Origin of the sequence: Bacillus shivajii (assembly GCF_020519665.1) — a bacterium.
In the GTDB taxonomy this organism is placed as follows: Bacteria; Bacillota; Bacilli; order Bacillales; family Salisediminibacteriaceae; genus Bacillus_CA; species Bacillus_CA shivajii.
Genome location: NZ_CP084703.1, coordinates 607,343 through 627,857 on the forward strand (window position 1 = coordinate 607,343; position 20,515 = coordinate 627,857).

A 20,515-nucleotide genomic window follows, 5' to 3' on the forward strand; every position below is an offset into this window, starting at 1 on the left:
CGAACTTTAATGAAATGGTTCAAAATATCCGTGACCTTATTCAAACTGTAAAGCGATCGGTAAATACCGTATCTCACTCTTCTGATCACTTAAGTGCAATATCTGAAGAAACAACGGCTTCAAGTGAAGAGGTTAATCGAGCAATCGAAGAAATTGTCAAAGGGACAAATGATACGGCCTCTTATGCTGAAGATACGAATCAAAGTACACTTGCATTGTCAGACCAAATCGACCAATTGAAAAAACAAACAGATTTAGCTTTAGAAAAATCGAGTAAGGCACATGAACTGAATGATAATGGAATGACACAAGTCCAACGACTAAAAGAGAAATCAGATGAATCAAATAGCGTGATTGACTCTGTTGGGAACACTGTAGAAGGATTATCATCAAAAGTGAAAGAAATTCAAAAAGTCATCCAAACAATTAATGATATTTCTGATCAAACAAATCTACTAGCTCTTAACGCTTCTATAGAAGCAGCTCGAGCTGGTGAAGCTGGGAAAGGCTTTGCAGTCGTTGCGGATGAAGTCCGAAAGTTAGCTGAAGAAACGTCAAACGCGACTGATTTAGTTCGTGACACCCTTAAAGGCATTCAAACTGAATCAGATGAAGCTTTAAATAAGATGGTCAGTACAAAAGAGATTGTATCTGAGCAAAATCAATTCGTTGAAAACACGGAGACAAGTTTTAAAGAAATTTCGATGATCATTGATGAAATGACAACTTCAATTACAAGTGCTTCTAAAGAGATTAATGAAGTCAATGAGTTTAAAGAAAATGTCGTAGATGCGATCCAAAATATTCTTTCACTCGCTCAAGAAAGTTCAGCTGCTTGCGAACAAGTAAACGCATCTTCTGATGAACAATTACTTGCCCTGCAATCTATTACAGACTCGGCAGAAAAACTGAAACACTCAAGTGAGGATTTAGTCCATGTGATGAATCGCTTCACCGATCATAACGAACAAGAAAGTAATTAAAACGTAACGAAGCCCTTCTCATTAACGATTGAGAAGGTTTTTTTTACACTTTAAGAATTTTTAACTTTGCTAAAGGATTAAAGTATAACGGCAACTAAGGCTTTCGCCATTAGGACTTGGCGATAAGCCAAGTTTTGTTTAGAGGAAGTAAACATTCAATTTACTCAGTCTTTATCTCGATCATTTGTACAACCATATTCCTTCATTATGATGGATAAATGATAAATGGTTTCTAAGTTATCAAACCTATTCTAACGAATCAATTTCATAATTACGTTTTTTGCGCAGTGAAACGAATGATATTATAAATATTTCATTAAGTGTACGTTTTATCTGGAAGTGAAGTTCACACTCATCATTCGGAATTTCGCATCATATTTTTAGTTATGAAATTGATTCAACTAGTAAAAAAGGTGAAATATAGTGATATATCAATATATTATAGCTGTAATGGGTGTTTCGGTAGGAGTGTGATTTATAAAGGGGATAGTTTTATTAAAATAATATATTTTAATTTTTAGAAAATGTCGAAAAGTAGCATTGCTAGTCAATATTGACTATGATAAACTTATTTTCATGCTTATATGGTTCAATATAACTATTTGCGGAAAAGTGAATACGTAGGTGTGGGAGGAGTTTGAGATCATGTCAAAATGGAAAAGATTTAAGGCCATGTCATTATGGAAAAGACTTGGCATTCGTTTGAAGTTACTTTTAACTTTTGCAGTCATTTTAGTAATGTTTACAATCGGTTTTGCTGTTAGTTTTTTACAATTGAATAGTGTTGAAGAAGAGATCAATACGCTAGAGCGTCGTGCAGAACGTGCAGTGTTAGTGACAGATATAGCAGCACTAACTAGGGGGAAGTTTATCCCCATTAGTGAATATGCTAGAACAGGTGAATTCGATGAAGAGCTTTATATGGAACGAGATGAAACATTATTAAACATTTTAAACGAAATCGAAGGTCTTATGAATACAGAAGAACAGCAAGAGTTGTTTCAATTGATCGTACATAATAATGAAAGTATGGATGAATATAAGGATGAGTTGTTAAGAAGTACAATTAGAGTGGATTCAATTATGCTTTACTTAAACGAGATCCGAGAAGAGTCAGCGATGGCTGCTCTAGAACTCTCAGATTCCGTCCTTGAAGATATGTCTTCTGCAGGTGACGAGGCAAATGGAGCCATTAATAATACGAAATTCATTTTTGCAATTTCATTAATTACCGCAATGGTTGTTGGTTCGATTTTATTTGTATTGTTTAGTAACAATATGACACGTACATTAACCCGTGTAACGACGATTGCTTCAAACATTAGTAAAGGGAACCTTCAAGTCGAGAAGGTTCAAACAAGTTCAGAGGATGAACTTGGAAAACTAAGTGGTTACATGAATGAAATGGTTGATAGTTTGAGAGACTTATTGAATCAAATTTCTGATACTTCACAACAAGTAGCAGCCTCTTCTGAACAACTGACCGCTAGTGCAGAAGAAACGAGTAAAGCAACAGATAGTATTTCTTCATCCATTCAAGAAGTAGCCTCAGGTTCGGAAAGGCAAGTAGACAGTGTTAATTATGTCACGAATACGGTTACTGAGATTTCTACTGGTATGGAGCAAATTGCTAGTAGTATGGAGCAAGTAAATGAGTCTTCATTAACGACTAGTAAAAAATCAGAAGAAGGTTCAAACGTGATTCAACAAGTTGTTAATCAGATGAATCTGATTAATGAAAAGACAAGTTCCACTTCAAACAGTGTAGAACAATTAAGTGAGAAATCGAATGAGATTGGGAAGATCATTAACCTCATAACGGATGTTGCAGAACAGACAAACTTATTAGCACTTAACGCAGCAATTGAAGCTGCAAGGGCAGGAGAACATGGGAAAGGTTTTGCCGTAGTTGCAGATGAAGTAAGGAAACTAGCAGAACAATCGAGTAACTCGGCAGGACAGATCCGTTCCTTAATTGAAGATATACAAATAGGAGTAGATGAATCAGTTTCTTCGATGGGTGAAGGTCGTAAGTCAGTAGAAGAAGGTATTGCTTTAGTCGATCACGCAGGGGAAACGTTTGAGGAAATCTCTACAGCAATTCAGGATGTGTCGACACAAGTTCAAGAAGTTTCCGCTTCGGTGCAACAGATTACTTCAAGTACTGAATCTATGCGAAGTTCTGTTGAAGAATCAGGAGACATTGCAAGAAATTCTGCAAATAATACACAAAACGTTGCAGCCTCTGCAGAAGAGCAGCATGCATCAATGGAAGAAATCTCATCATCTGCAGAAACACTTAGTCGGATGGCAGAAGATTTACAAAGTTCGGTTAAGAAGTTTAAGTTATAATATAAAAAATCATTTGAGGTCGTCTAATGAGTGGTCATCCATTTATTGCGGCCTCTTTTTTATACGTTAAGCAGCACCTAAAAATGTTAGGAAAGAAGATCCTCGACGTAGTCAAAATTTGTACGTGTACAGTTATGTTCACCGGCTAAATACCCGACATCCTGTCGGAACGCCGGTGTTAGCACGTCCTGTGTGTTACAACTACGGTTATCCATTAACGGAAGGGTCGGCAATCGCCGAGTTTTCTTTATATTGTATAGTGTGGTTGTTTTACCCGGTCTAGAATTGGCAAGTTGCAGAATGTTGTTTTACCATTAAGGGGTAAATAATAAAAATTGGTATAATATGAAATTGTATAAAGACAAGACGTGAGACGAGAAGGTGACAATGATGAGACCGCAAAAGTTAATTGGAAGAAGAATTATAAAAACGGCCATTTCAGTTTTTATAACAGCGATGATTTGTCTATATTTAGGGCTGCCAGCTGAGTTTGCGATTATTGCTGCGATCGTAACGATTGAACCGACAGCGTCTGATTCAATTAGAAGAGGTCTCGTACGTTTACCTGCTTCTGCAATTGGTGCTGCTTTAGCAGTTTTATTTGTCGCTCTTTTCGGGGAGTCTCCACTGTCTTATACATTAGCAGCAGTATGTACGATTTTTTTATGTCAAAGACTAAAACTCCATGCAGGGATATTAGTCGCAACGTTAACTGCAGTTGCGATGATCCCAGATATTCATGATAATTACATGCTAGCCTTTTTGTCACGGTTAGGTACAACGATGATTGGTTTAGGCGTTTCTTCAATTGTGAATTTCACGATGTTACCACCAAAATATACACCATTAATCGAAAATAGGTTAGAACCGAACATTCTCCTAGCCAGAACGGTCCTTTCCGATACGGTTGAACGTATCGTGGAAAGAAAATATGTAGAACGTCCAAATGCTAGTCGAGATTACTTGAAGTTAAGGCAGTCGGTTGAAAAGACAGCTGCGCTTTTTCAATTTCAAGAAAAGGAATGGAAGTACCATAAAGTAAAGTTGAGTGAATATCGATATTTTGCAAAACTCAAGCAAGTGAATACGATCATGCAAAAAATTACCCTTCATCTCGGGAATTTGCAATACGTAAATGAACCTGGAAACTTTCATGAACGTGAAAAGGAATTAGTGTTAAATGTAACGCGTTCATTGTGTGATATATTACAAAGTGATAAGTATGAGATTCCAGATGAACATTATGCTTACATACATGACTTAGACCAAACACTAAAATATGAAAGCAATCAAATGAAAAAATCTGAAGAATACTTTCATCACTTTACAACGAAACGAATATTATATTTTCAGTTGCTGTCTATTCACGATTCTTTAGAGGAGCTTGAACATATATTTAGGGGTGGAAAAAGCCATTAAGTCTTTACCTTTATGAAAACATGTATCACCTTTTTAGGGAGGTACATTAAAAGGGACACAGTTTAACAGAAGGGGTGATTTTCATTGAATTTGGAAGACAGTACTTATTGTCATTATTTGCAATGAATGTGGTTCAGGCAAGCCTCCCCTCATGATTTACTGGAAAGATCGTTTTTTAGTCCAGAGGGTGAGGCTTTACACCGGCGTTTTTGTCTTTTCTTGGTAAAGCAATCATGAGAGATTTGTTTATATCTGAATCAATTTCATGACTCAAAATATGATGCCAAATTCCGAATGATGTGCGTGAACTTCACTTCAGACGGACGCTTTCCCGAGGGCTTGTCTTCAGCTAACTTAGGCTCGATTACTCTTCACCTAAGTGGATCTTCAGACTGCACTGATCCTCTGGGAGTCGCCGCCTTTCGTTACGATCACTTCTAAACAAAACTTGTCTTTTCGCTAATTTTTAATGGCGAAAGCCTTAGTTGCCGTTAAACTATCGACCATTTGTTTCATTGCGCAAAAAACTGAATGATGAAATTGATTCATCTATATTTTTATTTGGTGAAGTTTTTCGATTTCCTCATCTACATAGGAGACGAACTTTTTGTTTTTCTTAATTTCAAAGATAAACTTTGCCTTTTTCATATCCTCTAGAGCGTGACAGACCTTTTCTCCATCAAATAAAAGCAGGCTCTTCCCTCGCTGGTAGTAGAGTTCACCTAACATATAAATGGAGTTAATGTTTAAACAGGCTAACACCCCTTTATGTGCAAGGTCTTTTGATTCTTTAAATTTGTTAAGGCGATATTTATTTTTACTCGCATTGAATAAAATTCGAAGGTAAATCTTTTCGTCGCTAAACAGTGGGAGGTTTACACATTGTTGAAGTAAATCTTCGTAAATTTGCTCAGCGGTTTCTGTGTCACCTTCGATACTATGAATAATGGCGATGCTTGATAGGATATCAAGTTCTCTTTCTGAACGATTTCTCTTTGTTGTCGTAGCTAAAGATAAGGCATCATTGAGTAAAGATAATGCTCTTTTTTTGTCATGATAAAGGTGATAAACACAAATCCCTTCTCTCCATAAAAGGTATTGCTTTAATTCCTTGGTCTGGAATAGAGGATTGTTTTTTTCTAATTTTATGATTTCGAGTACTTCTGCATAGTTTGCATGGTCCATACTTTTTGCTATATTATTCATGACGTCTTGAATATAGTTTACTTTTGTAGAGTTTGCCAATTGATCAAAGAAGTAATTCATACTAACACCTAAGCGCACAGCAAGATGCGATAATACGTAAGCAGATGGATGGACTTCGCTTTTCTCTAATTTACTTATATAGCTTTGATGACAAATCCCTTCGCAAAGCTCGGCTTGAGAAATACCATAAAATTGTCTTAACTCCTTTATTTTTCTCCCTAGCTGCACCGCCATCTTTTACCTCCTTTTTAACATTATTCCTATATTCATCATTTTATTGAAAAAAAGAAGATAAGATAAGTATTAATATTCCTAATATTTGTTAATGACCTCTAGTCCGAATTACACAAAAATGTCATTTGTGTGAAAATAATGGTAATTATAATAGGGGGGAGGGGAGAAGCTTATGAAAAAACTACTATTTTCTTTACTCATTCTTTCTATGTTTACTATGCCACTAGAAACAGCGGGCGATGTGAAACCAAATGAAGATATTCCGTTTAAGCATGGGTAATGAATGATTAGTGCTGTCAGTGGATTGTTGGGTCTAGTGAATAGCTAAAGGTTTCATTTGATTGATGTTTTTAACAAATAGGGGGTCGATATAAATGTACGACCGTATTGTAAAAGTTACGTTCATTGTAATCTTTTTGTTAACATCAACCTTTCAGCTGACAGAGAGAATGACACTTGCCACTGATACAACCAGAAATCAAATTGAATTGACGACATTAAAGGAAAGCAATTTGTATGACCTAGGTTGGGAGCATTTCATTCAGGAGAAATCAATAGCATCGCGTAATGGAATCGTGGGAAATTCTTCAACTGTACAAGCGCAGAGTATTGTACTAGGTGAGGACGTCTTTAAATCATCAGTGATCGAGTTTCGCTCACTATTTAACTGGAAAAATTTCCAGAGTTGTGTAGTCAATGATTTAAGTTTTAACTGGACAGTTCTTAGTACATTGGGAGTGCTCTGTGGAGCAGCGTGTGCTGGTTCAGGTGGTTGGTTATGCGCACCGTGCATATATATTACAGCATCGATTAAAGGTGCGAATTGGGGATGGTGTATTGGAAAAGCAACAAGTTAATATTGTGAACGAAAACTCCCTGACAATGAGCAGGGAGTTTTTTTGTTCGAAAAATGACATTAATTATTAGGAGGGAAGTTTGAGGCATTCTCTGATGGGTAACCAATTTTATAGAGTGGAGGTGTTTCGTTGGTTATATCCTTATTAATACTATTTACACTGTTATTTTTAACTTGGAATATATATTATTTTTTTAGTGAGCAATCATACCAAGAAAGTTTTTTTAGTCGTTCATTATTTTTTAAGCTATTTTTCGTACTTACTGCTCTTACGATCGGCTTTGCTCTATTATATTATTTGTTAGGTTTTAATGAAGTCGTTTTAAGGATAAATGATCCTACAGGCGAACCTGCTAATGCAACGTTTTTAGATTACCTTTACTTTAGTGGTGTCACTATTTTATCCGTTGGATATGGTGACTTCGTTCCAGTAGGAAGGGCGCGATTTTTTTCGTTGATTCAAGCAAGCTGTGGATTGTTACTACCTGCTGCTTATTTTTTAAAAGTGTATACTAGCTCTAAGGCGAATAAATCATGAAAAATCGTGAAAATTCAGATCAACATAATAGATTTCGAAGAGATCTATGGTAGAATATAAGGTAAGAAACGTCGGATTTGAAGGGGATTTTTCTATGAAACTTTGGCTAAGAAAAATATCAGTTGTCCTTATTACATTAATGACGGTTGGAATGTATATTCCGCCGACTTACTTAGATAATGCAAATGCGAACAGCGATGCTAAGAAAATGGTTTCTGAAGATGGGGAACCGAAGGAAGACGCACTTACCTCTAGTACCGAATTATTCGATGAAGATGTCGAGCTGGACATTGATATGTCCGTTGAAGCAGATGATGAATCGATCAATGACGTCATCGAGGCGATTACAGAGCAGGCGAAAGAATATACAGTTACAAAATTAGGGCCAAAAATTGTAGAAAAAGTTGAAGACGACGTGTTAACAACTGTATTACCGAATATTGAGGAAGTTTTAACGATGATTTTAGAGGGTGCGGATGAAGATAAACTTCCATACTATGGTATTTCTGAAAGTACGTCCGCCTATGGAGAAAAGATCTTTCACCTTTATGATTACGAGACAGAAGAGGATGTAGCGATGTTTCACGTTCGCCGTGACAAGCGACCGAAAGAAGGCTATTGGTTTAACTTTCACTACCATTTAAGTAATGATGATTTTCAAGAGCACCATAACCTTGGTGATATTTATTGGGATAAAAACACACCACCAAAGTGGATGTCGTAATTAGAGAGTGTCACGATCGTAGTGATGCTCTTTTTTTTGTACTATTATACAGTGTGACTAGAATTATGGCTGTTTAATTCAAGGTATCGGTACAATGATTATTTGATTTTTTGAAAGTATAGAAGAAAAATAAAGTGAAGCTATTGTCCTCAGCAGAAAATTGATAGGGACGATATGTTATCCTATTACTTTCATTTTGTAAGCAAATAGTTTGAGGGATTCAAGGAGTCTTGTTATAATTCGACATGAATTTACAATGACTAATGGAAAGTGGAAGGAGATCACCGTAATGAATTTAACGACACATTCAAATGATTTAAGTTTATTTCAAACGATAAATGAACGACATACGGTAAGAAAGTACGAGCCTGGGATTACAATTCCAGAAGAAGAATTAAATGAAATTCTTAAGGCTGCAACACTTGCTCCATCATCTTGGAACTTACAGCATTGGAAGTTTCTTGTGATCGACGACCAAGAGAAAAAGGAAACATTGCTCCCAATCGCATATAATCAGCAACAAATTGTCGATTCTTCCGTAACAGTTGCGATCTTAGGAGATCTAGAAGCAAACTTGAATGCTGAGGGTGTTTACCAAGAAGCGGTAGATAAAGGGTTTATGCCAGAGGAAGTAAAGGAAACATTAGTTAGTCAAATCAATAAAGCGTACGAAGGAGATACTCCTTTTCCAAGAGATGAAGCGTTTTTAAATGCTTCATTAGCAGCGATGAACTTAATGCTCGCAGCAAAAGCAAAAGGGTATGACACTTGCCCGATGGGTGGCTTCCAACGTGCGAAATTTATTGAGGCATTTAACGTACCAAAGCGCTATGTACCGGTTATGTTATTAACAGTTGGAAAAGCCGCAAAACCTGCGCATCAGTCAGCAAGACAACCACTTGAAGAAGTTATTGTGAAAAATACATTTTAATCTGAAAGAAGGAAAGAACTGTTCTTGTATGAAAGGAACGGTTCTTTTTTCACATTACGATTTTAATTTTTAGAACCATTAACTTGTTCTTGTTTTCCTTTTAAAAATGCGGGTAAAGAATAATAACGCACCCTTATGGAGGTGATTATCCTGATGGAGCGAAAAGTTGTTGCGGTAATGGATACGTTGCAGCAAAAGGAAGATGTGTTTCAAGAATTAAAAGAACGAGGATATGAAGAAGAAGACATTAAAATCATTGGAAGAGATAATGAAGACGCTAAACTGTATGAACGTTTCTTTGAACAAGGACATTATGTCGTCACAGTAGATATTGATTATGTATACGATGATGAAAATTCCAAATACGACAATACGTTGCGGGAGCCGAAAACGCCAAAAGATCATCACCATTTCCCGCACCACCAAATGAGAAGAGGTATGTAACTTAACGACCACTCATAACCAATAATCCCCAGGTGCCTGTCACCTGGGGATTATTGGTTTTTTAGCTTGGACCTGAATCCGTGATGGTGGTTGTTGATATGCCATTCACCACTCGCTTTCTGCGGGCGATCCACGAGTCTCCTCGGTCTAGCGCCCTGTGGGTTCTCGCCTGGCTCGCTTTTACCGCAGGAACGAGCGCTACTTCACGAATAAGCTTCGAGTTGTCTCGACGGATAAAACTCCAGAGCGATACTAGTAGAGGAAGAGACAGAACCCCGCAATGAGCGCGTTTTATGCGAAGGAGGAGGCTGAAGCATTGCCCGTGGAAAGCGTCCGCCAGTAACGGATTCTAGTAATAATCCAACAAAGTTAAATCGAAAGATTTTTAAGATTCATACAAAGTATAAATTATTTCATTATGGATACAGGTTGGAGGTTGAGAAGATTTATTCTGTGAAACTGGTAATTTTATGTTATTTTTCTAAAAAAACGTGGTTATATATCTACGAATCATAGAGTAGTTCATGATATGATAAGGGGTGTGTAATAGATTCGTACATTTAATAGTTTGAATGTTCGAACATATCGTGAGGAGGAAATGGTTTGCGTAGTATATCGAATGAATCAGTGGTGAAAGAGCCTCGTGTAAATAAAATGGTCGAAAACGTTGAACGAGTTGTCGTTGGTAAACGAAAAGAAGTCGAATTAAGTCTTATCGCATTACTAAGTGGTGGACATGTTCTCTTAGAGGATGTCCCAGGTGTTGGAAAGACGATGATGGTTCGTGCACTAGCAAAGTCTCTTGGTGCAGACTTTAAGCGAATTCAATTTACACCGGATTTGTTACCATCTGATGTCACAGGTGTTTCAATCTTTAACCAAAAAACATTGGAGTTCCAATTCCGACCAGGGCCTATTATGGCAAACGTCGTGTTAGCTGATGAGATCAACCGTACGTCACCAAAGACTCAAGCAGCTTTACTTGAAGCATTAGAAGAAGGAAGTGTGACAACGGACGGTCAGACGCGTGAACTACAAAATCCGTTTTTTGTGATGGCGACACAAAACCCAATAGAATATGGCGGAACATACCCATTACCAGAAGCTCAATTAGACCGATTTTTATTCAAGTTTAAAATCGGTTATCCTTCAAAGTCTGAAGAGCTCGAAGTGTTATCACGAGTAGAGAAGCGTCATCCGATTGAAGACTTAGAACCTGTGATTTCGCTTGATGAATTAGTAGAAATGCAACAGCAAGTTCTTGATATATACGTTGATGAAATCGTGAAAGAGTATATTATTAATCTTGTAAATGCAACAAGACAGCACCATGCTGTTTATTTAGGGGCGAGCCCACGTGCTTCCATTGCTTTAATGAAAGCGGCGCAAGCATATGCGTATATTCAAGACCGTGACTATGTCGTACCAGACGATATTAAATATTTAGCACCATTTGTTCTTGGACACCGAATACTATTAAATTCGGATGCGAAACTTTCAAACATGAATAATGAGCGAGTGGTTCGGGACATCGTAGAGCAAGTAACTATTCCAGTTGGGAAAGAATCAGCAAAATGAAGCAACCAAACCGATTATGGGTGGCAATAAAGCTTAGTTTGAAAGTACTTTTTGTCATTGGTGTATTCGTAGGAATCTTCAGCTATGCGATGTTTCAAGGCGGATTTGTTAGCTGGTTTTTATTTTATACGATAACGATGCTCGTAATTTTAATGTTATTATATGCGGCAATTCCATTAGGTAGTTTTCATGTGACCCGAGATATGGGAGAAGGAGCAAGGATAGCCGGGTCTGAAATGAAAGTTACTGTACGAATTCAACGAAAATGGCCATTTCCGTTTCTCTATTTATCAGTCACAGATGAAATTGGTGACAGTTTAAAAAAACAAATACCTGCTCACCATTCAAAAATGATTTTTTATCCGACGGTAAAAAAAGAGCTTGAATATTCTTATACGGTCTCCAGCATAAAACGCGGTGAGTACTTTTTGTACGGTATTTATTTAGAAACAAGCGACATGTTTGGGCTGTTTAAAAAGAGAAAGTTTATAGAGATTAAAGAATCACTACTCGTTTACCCAAATTATCACGAGATTGAGCGATGGTCAGCTTTTGAGCGGCATGACATGGAAACACGTCTTTCTTCAATGGATTTTGTAGAAGATATTACGTCAGTGGCGGGTTCACGTGAATACGTTCCAGGAGACAAGCTAACAAGTATTGATTGGAAAGTAACAGCAAGAGCAAGCAAATTAATGACGAAGGAATTTGAAGAATATATTGGTCAAAACTTTTTAGTAATTTTTAATAATCATGTTCCGAACAAAAATCAACCGGAACTTGAAGCCTATGAAAAAGGGATTGAACTTGTTACATCTATTGTGATGTATGCAACGAAAAAAAGGCTGCAAATTGGGTTGTGGACGTTAGGAGAGGCAAATCGAGCTTACCCACTTGATGCTGGGGCTGATCATCAAAAAAGATTGATCACTCATCTTTCTAAAGTGGAAGCAGATGGAAAAGGGAACTTTGCATCAAGGTTGAAAGAATATGAAAGTGAAGTCCCAACAGGAACAACAATGATTATCGTTTCTGCAGAGTTAACAGATCAAATGTTGGAACGAATCAAAGTGTTTTTGTCTCGTAGAGTGCAAGTGTACTTCTGCTTAATGGATCGAGGAAACATAAAAGATAGTTGGGAAGAAAAACGGTTTGAAGAAATAAAACGATTAGGTGCTGAGGCTTATTTGCTCTCTGGAGGAAATCTAGATCAAGCAATCACAACTAACGCGGGTGATTAAATGAGAAAGAGAAACGAACAACCGAAAGCAACGATTACTCACTTTTTTATTTATACGTTAGCTTTCTTAATTTTATGGGAGTGGCTTCGGCCGATACCTGTTGTAACAAATACTGGCCATATTGATGTCTTTGTTTTGTTTGCACTATTTAGTGCGGTCTTAATTTATTTGCGTATCCCTTTATACTTTTCCTTGCCTGCATTATTTATCGGCAGTATATATGGTCTCCATTATATTTTCAGTGGTGGCAGCTTTTTTAGTCGTGAAGGCGGAGGAGAAACGATTCGCTCTTTTCTACATGAACTGACTTACAATATTCAACTAATTTTTTCATGGGAGTTAGTGGCCTTAACTGACGTCTTTCGGACATTTTTACTCTTTTTACTACTAGCTCTGGTTTGTTATTTAATTTACTTTTGGGTATTTTACACGCAAAAAATCTTCTTTTTCTTATTAGCAACTGTTATTTACATTACAGTATTAGATACGTTTACTCCGGTTGATGCATCGATGGCCATTGTTCGAATTGTCATTATTGGATTTTTTATTATGACGTTACTTCATATGTTAAAAGTCCAGGAAGTTGAAAGAGCAATTGGGCGGAGGTCTACAGCTTTTATTTCTTCGGCTTGGATGTATACGTTAATCTTCGTGATCTTAATCGCGACATCAATCGGTTATACAGCACCGAAGTTTGAACCACAATGGGAGGACCCTGTTCCGACTTTTCAACAATACGTCCTTGGTGAGAACGGTACAGGTACAGGTGAAGGGGTTCGAAGAGTTGGATATGGAGAAAATGATGAGCGCCTAGGTGGCGGATTCATTCAAGATCACGGGACAGTTTTCTATGCAGCTATCGAAGAACCGGCGTATTGGCGTGGAGAATCAAAGCATGAATACACAGGGCATGGCTGGGTTTCAGAACCGACATACGTTGATTCAAGATCCATTTATGGTGAAGGTATTGACTATCGCATGTTTAACAGTGCGTATAATGAAGAGCTAGAAACAACGGTTATGATGGAGGAAGGTATAGGATTTAACCACTTCTTTTATCCTGGTGAACTGACAGATGTAGACGTTGATTCACTTGATTATTTAGTAAATGGGACAAGTGGTGGTGGAATTCCATTACAGTTTTTAACGGATATTGTAGGCGGAAGAGTGATGGCGCAAACAAATAATAATGATGACTTGCAGCTTACTCAATACACGATTCAGTATAATAACCCTCAATTTGAAATTGAAGCGTTAAAGAACAGTTCTATAGAAGATCCTGATGAAATTCGAGAACTATATTTGCAACTACCAGATGATTTACCTGAACGTGTGGTGGAGCTTGCAGAGGAAATTACCGAGGACCTCGATAACCGCTATGATATGGCTGTTGCTGTTGAACAGTATTTTTCTGAAAACGACTTTGAATATCGAACAACAAATATTCCAATTCCCGACGAGGGTGAAGATTACGTTGATCAATTCTTATTTGAAACACAGTACGGGTATTGCGATAATTATTCAACCTCGATGGCCGTTATGTTACGAGCAATTGATATTCCAGCTCGTTGGGTAAAAGGCTTTACGCAAGGTGAGGAAATTGAAACGTTAGATGATGGGAAAAAGCGTTTTGAAATTACAAATTCTAACGCACACTCTTGGGTAGAAGTTTACTTTCCAGATGTTGGTTGGGTTCCATTCGAGCCGACACAAGGTTTTGATAACAACGTTGAATTTATTGAGGAAGAAGAAGAAAGTATTGAAATCGATTTAGATGAAAGAGAAGACGCTGAAGATCAAGAACGCGATATGCCAAATTTGGATGATATGAATCCTGAAATGGAAGATTATGATGATACTGACGCTTCAGCAATCGGAGGCGGAGGAGGAAGTTCTGATCTTTTTGCAGAATATCTCACTCCAAAAAACGTTCTCATCTCGATTGTTGTGCTCGTTCTTGTTATGATCATCTACCAAAAACAAAACCTTCTACAAAACCGTTATTTTATGCTCCGATATAAGTTGAGTCAAAGTGACGATCAGTTCACTCCAGCTTATCGAAGATTGTTATGGATTTTAGAAAATGAAGGTTTACCGATGGGAGATGGAGAGACGTTAAGGGAATATGCATCTCGTGTTGATAGAGTTTTAAATTCATTGTCGATGACAAAGCTAACTGAAACGTATGAAAAAATCTACTATGGAAAACGTGATGTAGAGATAGATTGGAAGAAACACCAAAAGCATTGGCAAGAATTGGTGAAGTCACTGAACTCTTGACCAAGGAGAAATGGACTGTTAAAATGAATCCATTAAAAGCACGCGTTCAAAAATAGAACGAATATCGTCATAAAGCGACACGAGTTTGCTAACGTTTTTGAACGAAATGATAAAACTGTATAAACTTGCCTCATATATCCTTAGGAATAAGGCCTAAGAGTCTCTACCGGGTTGCCGATAACAGCCTGACTATGAAGGCAGATTTTCTCTTTTTGTATATATGATGAAACTAGGAATTCTGCCTTCGTGTCTTTTTTTCACGAAGGAGGTTTCTAGTTTTTTTATATTTTCATAAAAAAGATGGAAAATGTTATTAGATTATCCTAACTGCCCTTTCATAACGGATGTTTTTATTGATGTGTGAAGCGTTTGAAAAAAGGTGAATACGAAGTGATGGTCTACGTTTATACTGAAAAAGATATATGCATAAAAAATGAAAAGGTGGATGAAGTATGCAAGAAATCAAAGAAAAAATCGTCGTACTCGATTTTGGCGGACAGTATAACCAGTTAATAGCACGCCGAATTCGTGATTTGGGAGTTTTCAGTGAACTGCACTCTCACAAAATTACGGTAGAAGAAATTAAAGAAATGAATCCGAAAGGCATTATTTTTTCAGGAGGACCAGGGAGTGTTTATGCAGATGGAGCTCCACGATGCGATGAAAGAATCTTTGATTTAGGGATTCCGGTCCTTGGTATTTGTTACGGGATGCAGCTTATGACACATCATTTTGAAGGGAAAGTAGAAGCTGCGAATCACCGTGAATACGGAAAAGCGATTTTGGAAGTGCAAAATGAAAGTAAATTATATGCAGACTTACCGAAAAAGCAATCTGTTTGGATGAGTCATGGTGATAAAGTTGTTGAACCGCCGGCTGGATTTTCGGTTGATGCGACAAATGTGTCATGTCCTGTTGCAGCAATGAGTGATGAAAGTAGAAGTCTATATGGTGTTCAATTCCATCCTGAAGTAAGAAATTCAGAGCACGGCAATGAGATGTTGAAAAACTTTGTCTATAACATCTGTGAATGTGAAGGCAATTGGACGATGGAAAACTTCATTGAAATGGAGATGGAGAAAGTCCGTGAAGCAGTTGGCGATCGTAAAGTATTATGTGCACTAAGTGGTGGTGTTGATTCTTCTGTTGTTGCTGCACTTATCCATAAAGCGATTGGCGATCAATTAATTTGTATGTTTATCGATCACGGTCTGCTTCGAAAAGGGGAAGCAGAAAGTGTCATGAAAACTTTCACTGAAGGTTTTGATATGAATGTTGTAAAGATTGATGCACAAGAACGTTTCCTGTCAAAACTTGAAGGTGTGAAAGACCCAGAGGAAAAACGAAAAATCATCGGTAATGAGTTTATTTATGTTTTTGAAGAGGAAGCAGGAAAGCTCGAAGGTATTGACTTTTTAGCACAAGGAACACTCTACACGGACATTATTGAAAGTGGAACGGACACTGCAGCAACGATTAAGTCTCACCATAATGTTGGTGGTTTACCAGAAGATATGAAATTTGATTTGATTGAACCGTTAAATACATTGTTTAAAGATGAGGTTCGTGCTGTCGGTACAGAGCTTGGCCTACCTGATGAAGTTGTTTGGCGTCAACCATTCCCAGGGCCAGGTCTTGGAATTCGGGTATTAGGTGAAATTACAGACGAAAAACTAGAGATTGTTCGTGAATCAGATGCGATTTTACGTGAAGAAATTAAGAAAGCCGGTTTAGATCGTGAAATTTGGCAATACTTCACTGCGCTTCCCGATATGCGAAGTGTTGGCGTGATGGGAGACTCTCGTACGTATGATTATACTGTCGGTATTCGTGCCGTAACATCCATTGATGGAATGACTTCCGATTGGGCGAGAATCCCGTATGACGTGCTTGAAGTAATTTCTACAAGGATCGTTAATGAAGTAAAGCATGTAAACCGTGTTGTGTACGATATTACATCAAAGCCACCTTCAACGATTGAGTGGGAATAAGGTGCAAAAAAATATAAACGAACATTATGGTGGGTGATCCACTGTAATGTTCGTTTTTTCATTGACACATATAGTGGGCGTTGATATACTAACAATGTAAAAAATAAATCTGTCGAAAGTTCGTATAATTTCGGGAATCGGCCCGTGAGTTTCTACCAAGCTACCGTAAATGGCTTGACTACGAACGATGATATATATTTGGAAGCAGAAGGTAGATGTGTGATTTGCAGCTCATCCGTTTCCATTTTTCGTCGTTTCGTATGAACGGAAACTCCGGCCATGATTAGTGGTTGGAGTTTTTTATTGGCAGGAAAAGAATCACGAAAAAGGGAGAGGTATACAAATGGATCGTTATTTTCGTTTTAATGAGTTAAACACATCTTATCGTAAAGAGTTTCTTGGAGGATTAACGACTTTTCTCGCGATGGCTTATATTTTATTCGTAAATCCGAACGTTCTTGAACCAACGGGGATGGATACAGGTGCTATTTATGTTGCGACAGCTCTTGCAGCAGCAATTGGTACGATCATTATGGGGCTCATCGCTAAATACCCAATTGCATTAGCACCAGGCATGGGGTTAAACGCATTTTTTACTTATTCGGTTGTTTTAGGAATGGGAATTCCTTGGGAGACTGCACTATTAGGTGTATTTATGTCTGGTGTCATTTTTATCATTATCACCCTTGTTGGAATTCGTGAAAAAATCATTAATGCGATTCCGGAAGAATTAAAATATGCAGCAGCAGCAGGTATCGGATTATTTATTGCGTTTATTGGACTTCAAAGTGCTGGTATCGTTGTATTATCTGAAGCAACCCTCGTTCAAATTGGGGATTTAAGTCAAGGACCTACATTGTTAGCTGTCTTTGGTGTTGTCATTACAGTAATATTAATGGCGGTTGGCCTTCGTGGTGGGATTTTTTACGGAATGATCATTACAGCAATCGTTGGTGTCATCTTTACAGTTATTCCAACTCCGAATTCGATTGTAGGGTCGATTCCAAGTTTAGCGCCAACGTTCGGTGCAGCATTTGCGCCATTTGGTGAAATGGCCCTATCAGAAATTTTTACTTATCAATTATTAATTGTCATTTTAACGTTTTTATTTGTCGATTTCTTTGACACAGCAGGAACACTTTATGCCGTAGCAAACCAAGCTGGGTTTGTGAAAAATAACAAATTGCCTCGTGCAAAAAGTGCCCTTTTAGCAGATTCTTCTGCAACATCAATTGGAGCTGTTTTAGGTACACCGACAACGACTGCTTACATTGAGTCATCTTCAGGGATCGCAGCAGGAGCACGAACTGGTTTTGCTTCATTAGTTACTGGTTTACTCTTTTTATTAGCATTGTTTTTCTCGCCGTTACTCGTTGTTATAACAGCAGAAGTTACTGCACCAGCATTAATTATCGTTGGTATATTAATGGCTTCAGCATTATCAAACATTGACTTTAAGAAATTTGAAATTGCCGTTCCGGCGTTTTTAACAATCATCGCAATGCCACTCACATACAGTATTGCAACAGGGATCGCATTAGGTTTTATCATGTATCCAATTACGATGCTTTGTAAAGGAAGAGGAAAAGAAGTACATCCAATTATGTACATCCTATTCTTCGTCTTTATCTTCTACTTTGTCTATTTAGGAGAATAGTAGATTGGAATAAAAACCCAGGTGCCTGGCACCTGGGTTTTTATGGTATTCAGAGAGGCGACCGCACGTGAGCGAGGGTGATCGCACGTGAGCGAGGATAATCGCACGTGAGAAGGAATGATCGCACGTGAGAAGGAATGATCGCACGTGAGAAGGAATGATCGCACCTGAGAAGGGGTAACCGCACGTGAGAAGGGGTAATCGCACGTGAGGAGGGGTAATCGCACGTGGGTGAGGATAACCGCACGTGAGAAGGAATGATCGCACGTGAGCCAGAACCATCGCACACGAGAAGGGATAACCGCACGTAACGAGCCCAATTCCTTCTTGTTTTAAATGGATAAATATGGGGAATATGGACAAACTAGATTCAACTTAATTTACTTAGGAGGCCCCTAGATGCCAGCGATTTTATCTGTTAGTACGAATCCCCCTCCGTATACAATTGAACAAAGGGAAACCGAAGCGGTTGTACGTGAATTATTTCGCGAATCGTTTCCTGACATTGAGCGAATGATGCAAATTTTTGATAACGGTCAAATCAAGAGAAGGCGCTTTGTCGTACCGAAAGAGTGGTTTGAAAAAGAACATTCGTTTGAAGAGAAAAACGATTTATATATTGAAAAATCGGTTAAGATGGGACGCGAAGCGATTACTCAATGTTTAAATAACGAAACCTTTTTAAAACAAGAATTGCACGAAAGTGAGATCGACGCGATCTTCTTCGTTTCAAGTTCTGGTCTAGCTACCCCAACGATTGATGCGAGAATTATGAACCAGCTTTTCTTTTCACCACATACGAAACGTATTCCGATTTGGGGATTAGGTTGTGCTGGAGGTGCGGCAGGAGTTAGTCGAGCTTATGAATATTGCCTTGCGTTTCCTAATGCAAAAGTACTCGTTCTGTGTATCGAATTGTGCAGTATTACTTTTCAAAGAAATGATACACGAAAAAGCAATCTTGTTGGTACATCATTATTTGCAGATGGCGTTGCGTGTACACTCATTGCTGGTGATGAAGTGGTAAAAAAAGAAAGCACTAACTTTCAGCATCGGTGTGTCCCATTTATCAAAGGTACGCAGTCAACGTTGATGCCTGATTCGGAAGATGTCATGGGCTGGGATGTGAAAAATGAAGGATTGCATGTTATCTTTTCGCGGGACATCCCGACCATTATTACGAATTGGCTCCGACCGAACTTAGAAACATTTTTGAATGATCAACACCTATCCATGGATGAAGTGACACATTTTGTTGCACACCCAGGAGGAAAGAAAGTACTTGAAGCTTACGAGAAAGCGCTTGGTTTTTCACAAGACATGACAACGATCCCAAGACAAGTGTTAGAAGAGCACGGGAATATGTCGTCACCAACCGTCCTGTACGTGTTAAAAGAAAATATGGAATTAACACCGCAGTCGGGAAGTGTTGGGATTATGACAGCTCTAGGACCTGGTTTTAGCTCAGAACTTGTTCATTTAGAATGGAGGAATATGGCGTGACGATCTTTTGGTTTTTACTTCTTCTCATTATTTTTCAACGTGGTATTGAACTAGTTTTAGCAAAAAAGAATGAACAATGGATGAAAGAACGTGGTGCAAAAGAATTTGGTGAACAGCATTACAAATGGATTGTGTTGTTACACCTTAGTTTTTTCATTTCATTAACGGTTGAAGTATTTTACAAAGGAGCTGAACTAATTAGCTGGTGGCCGTTTGTATTAAGTATTTTCCTTGTCGCACAAATCGGCAGAGTGTGGGTGCTCACGTCATTAGGGAAGTATTGGAACACAAAAATTATTGTCCTACCTGGTGAAGAAAAGGTTCGTAAAGGTCCTTATCAATGGATTCGCCATCCAAACTATGTCATTGTTGCGATTGAATTGGTCTCTCTCCCCTTATTGTTTCAAGCTTATATCACAGCGGTTGTTTTTACGATTTTAAATGCATGCATACTATTGCTTGTCCGTATCCCGAAAGAAGAAGAAGCACTCAATTGGCTTCTTGAAACAAAATAATTTCTCCCCTTCCCAGATAAAAAGGCTTTTTAAAATTTTTGTCTAAATTTTTTACTGAAAAAC

General features: G+C 38.0%; 16 protein-coding genes and 2 riboswitches. Of the genes, 15 read left to right on the plus strand and 1 reads right to left on the minus strand.

Translation table 11 applies throughout. The features are described 5' to 3' along the window. The first annotated feature begins 14 nt into the window (after window positions 1-14). The 3 genes from LGQ02_RS21575 to LGQ02_RS03000 all read left to right on the plus strand — a co-directional run bounded on the left by LGQ02_RS21575 (window position 15) and on the right by LGQ02_RS03000 (window position 4,754). Window positions 15-983 carry a methyl-accepting chemotaxis protein gene (locus LGQ02_RS21575; RefSeq protein WP_449727686.1) on the plus strand — a complete coding sequence of 323 codons (969 nt, stop codon included), beginning with the start codon at window positions 15-17 and terminating at the stop codon, window positions 981-983. Between the two features lie 645 nt (window positions 984-1,628). Next, the gene (locus tag LGQ02_RS02995; protein WP_226516757.1) at window positions 1,629-3,335 is read left to right on the plus strand and encodes a methyl-accepting chemotaxis protein; all 1,707 of its coding nucleotides are present in this window, start codon (window positions 1,629-1,631) and stop codon (window positions 3,333-3,335) included. A gap of 387 nt (window positions 3,336-3,722) precedes the next feature. Beyond that, window positions 3,723-4,754, plus strand: coding sequence for an aromatic acid exporter family protein (locus LGQ02_RS03000; protein ID WP_226516758.1), 1,032 nt, complete (start codon window positions 3,723-3,725; stop codon window positions 4,752-4,754). A gap of 549 nt (window positions 4,755-5,303) precedes the next feature. Here LGQ02_RS03000 and LGQ02_RS03005 read toward each other — a convergent pair. Then, complete coding sequence (locus tag LGQ02_RS03005) at window positions 5,304-6,194, minus strand: helix-turn-helix domain-containing protein (RefSeq protein WP_226516759.1); 891 nt, start codon at window positions 6,192-6,194, stop codon at window positions 5,304-5,306. Between the two features lie 374 nt (window positions 6,195-6,568). Between LGQ02_RS03005 and LGQ02_RS03010 the strand changes: the two genes are divergently transcribed. From LGQ02_RS03010 to LGQ02_RS03065, 12 genes are all read left to right on the plus strand, one after another. Next, the gene (locus LGQ02_RS03010) at window positions 6,569-7,051 is read left to right on the plus strand and encodes a hypothetical protein (RefSeq protein WP_226516760.1); all 483 of its coding nucleotides are present in this window, start codon (window positions 6,569-6,571) and stop codon (window positions 7,049-7,051) included. Window positions 7,052-7,180: 129 nt separating this feature from the next. Continuing rightward, entirely contained in the window at window positions 7,181-7,588 is a 408-nt protein-coding gene (locus tag LGQ02_RS03015; RefSeq protein WP_226516761.1) for a potassium channel family protein, read from the plus strand. Window positions 7,589-7,682: 94 nt separating this feature from the next. Then, entirely contained in the window at window positions 7,683-8,312 is a 630-nt protein-coding gene (locus tag LGQ02_RS03020) for a YpjP family protein (RefSeq protein WP_226516762.1), read from the plus strand. Window positions 8,313-8,601: 289 nt separating this feature from the next. Next, entirely contained in the window at window positions 8,602-9,243 is a 642-nt protein-coding gene (locus LGQ02_RS03025) for a nitroreductase family protein (RefSeq protein WP_226516763.1), read from the plus strand. A gap of 153 nt (window positions 9,244-9,396) precedes the next feature. Continuing rightward, the gene (locus tag LGQ02_RS03030) at window positions 9,397-9,687 is read left to right on the plus strand and encodes a hypothetical protein (RefSeq protein ID WP_226516764.1); all 291 of its coding nucleotides are present in this window, start codon (window positions 9,397-9,399) and stop codon (window positions 9,685-9,687) included. Window positions 9,688-10,341: 654 nt separating this feature from the next. After that, window positions 10,342-11,265: an AAA family ATPase gene (locus LGQ02_RS03035; protein WP_226518199.1), complete on the plus strand. Its 924-nt coding sequence runs from the start codon at window positions 10,342-10,344 to the stop codon at window positions 11,263-11,265. Beyond that, a complete protein-coding gene (locus LGQ02_RS03040) occupies window positions 11,262-12,506 on the plus strand; it encodes a DUF58 domain-containing protein (protein ID WP_226516765.1) in 1,245 nt (414 codons plus the stop codon). The genes LGQ02_RS03035 and LGQ02_RS03040 overlap by 4 nt, the downstream gene beginning before the upstream one ends. Beyond that, on the plus strand, window positions 12,507-14,786 hold the full coding sequence (locus LGQ02_RS03045; protein WP_226516766.1) for a DUF4129 domain-containing transglutaminase family protein: 2,280 nt from the start codon (window positions 12,507-12,509) through the stop codon (window positions 14,784-14,786). Between the two features lie 110 nt (window positions 14,787-14,896). Beyond that, a riboswitch (purine riboswitch) is annotated at window positions 14,897-14,998 on the plus strand. Between the two features lie 240 nt (window positions 14,999-15,238). After that, on the plus strand, window positions 15,239-16,777 hold the full coding sequence (gene guaA, locus LGQ02_RS03050; RefSeq protein WP_226516767.1) for a glutamine-hydrolyzing GMP synthase: 1,539 nt from the start codon (window positions 15,239-15,241) through the stop codon (window positions 16,775-16,777). A gap of 100 nt (window positions 16,778-16,877) precedes the next feature. Then, window positions 16,878-16,978, plus strand: a riboswitch (purine riboswitch). 142 nt (window positions 16,979-17,120) lie between these two features. Beyond that, window positions 17,121-18,434: an NCS2 family permease gene (locus LGQ02_RS03055; protein WP_226516768.1), complete on the plus strand. Its 1,314-nt coding sequence runs from the start codon at window positions 17,121-17,123 to the stop codon at window positions 18,432-18,434. Window positions 18,435-18,833: 399 nt separating this feature from the next. Next, window positions 18,834-19,937: a type III polyketide synthase gene (locus LGQ02_RS03060; RefSeq protein ID WP_226516769.1), complete on the plus strand. Its 1,104-nt coding sequence runs from the start codon at window positions 18,834-18,836 to the stop codon at window positions 19,935-19,937. Continuing rightward, window positions 19,934-20,452, plus strand: coding sequence for an isoprenylcysteine carboxyl methyltransferase family protein (locus tag LGQ02_RS03065; RefSeq protein ID WP_319003507.1), 519 nt, complete (start codon window positions 19,934-19,936; stop codon window positions 20,450-20,452). The genes LGQ02_RS03060 and LGQ02_RS03065 overlap by 4 nt, the downstream gene beginning before the upstream one ends. Window positions 20,453-20,515 lie beyond the last annotated feature (63 nt).

Bases quoted from the DNA above. Each gene is read 5' to 3' on its own strand.
- LGQ02_RS21575 (WP_449727686.1), top strand. From the start codon at position 15: ATGGTTCAAAATATCCGTGACCTTATTCAAACTGTAAAGCGATCGGTA.
- LGQ02_RS02995 (WP_226516757.1), top strand. From the start codon at position 1,629: ATGTCAAAATGGAAAAGATTTAAGGCCATGTCATTATGGAAAAGACTT.
- LGQ02_RS03000 (WP_226516758.1), top strand. From the start codon at position 3,723: ATGATGAGACCGCAAAAGTTAATTGGAAGAAGAATTATAAAAACGGCC.
- LGQ02_RS03005 (WP_226516759.1), bottom strand. From the start codon at position 6,194: ATGGCGGTGCAGCTAGGGAGAAAAATAAAGGAGTTAAGACAATTTTAT.
- LGQ02_RS03010 (WP_226516760.1), top strand. From the start codon at position 6,569: ATGTACGACCGTATTGTAAAAGTTACGTTCATTGTAATCTTTTTGTTA.
- LGQ02_RS03020 (WP_226516762.1), top strand. From the start codon at position 7,683: ATGAAACTTTGGCTAAGAAAAATATCAGTTGTCCTTATTACATTAATG.
- LGQ02_RS03025 (WP_226516763.1), top strand. From the start codon at position 8,602: ATGAATTTAACGACACATTCAAATGATTTAAGTTTATTTCAAACGATA.
- LGQ02_RS03030 (WP_226516764.1), top strand. From the start codon at position 9,397: ATGGAGCGAAAAGTTGTTGCGGTAATGGATACGTTGCAGCAAAAGGAA.
- LGQ02_RS03035 (WP_226518199.1), top strand. From the start codon at position 10,342: ATGGTCGAAAACGTTGAACGAGTTGTCGTTGGTAAACGAAAAGAAGTC.
- LGQ02_RS03040 (WP_226516765.1), top strand. From the start codon at position 11,262: ATGAAGCAACCAAACCGATTATGGGTGGCAATAAAGCTTAGTTTGAAA.
- LGQ02_RS03045 (WP_226516766.1), top strand. From the start codon at position 12,507: ATGAGAAAGAGAAACGAACAACCGAAAGCAACGATTACTCACTTTTTT.
- guaA (WP_226516767.1), top strand. From the start codon at position 15,239: ATGCAAGAAATCAAAGAAAAAATCGTCGTACTCGATTTTGGCGGACAG.
- LGQ02_RS03055 (WP_226516768.1), top strand. From the start codon at position 17,121: ATGGATCGTTATTTTCGTTTTAATGAGTTAAACACATCTTATCGTAAA.
- LGQ02_RS03060 (WP_226516769.1), top strand. From the start codon at position 18,834: ATGCCAGCGATTTTATCTGTTAGTACGAATCCCCCTCCGTATACAATT.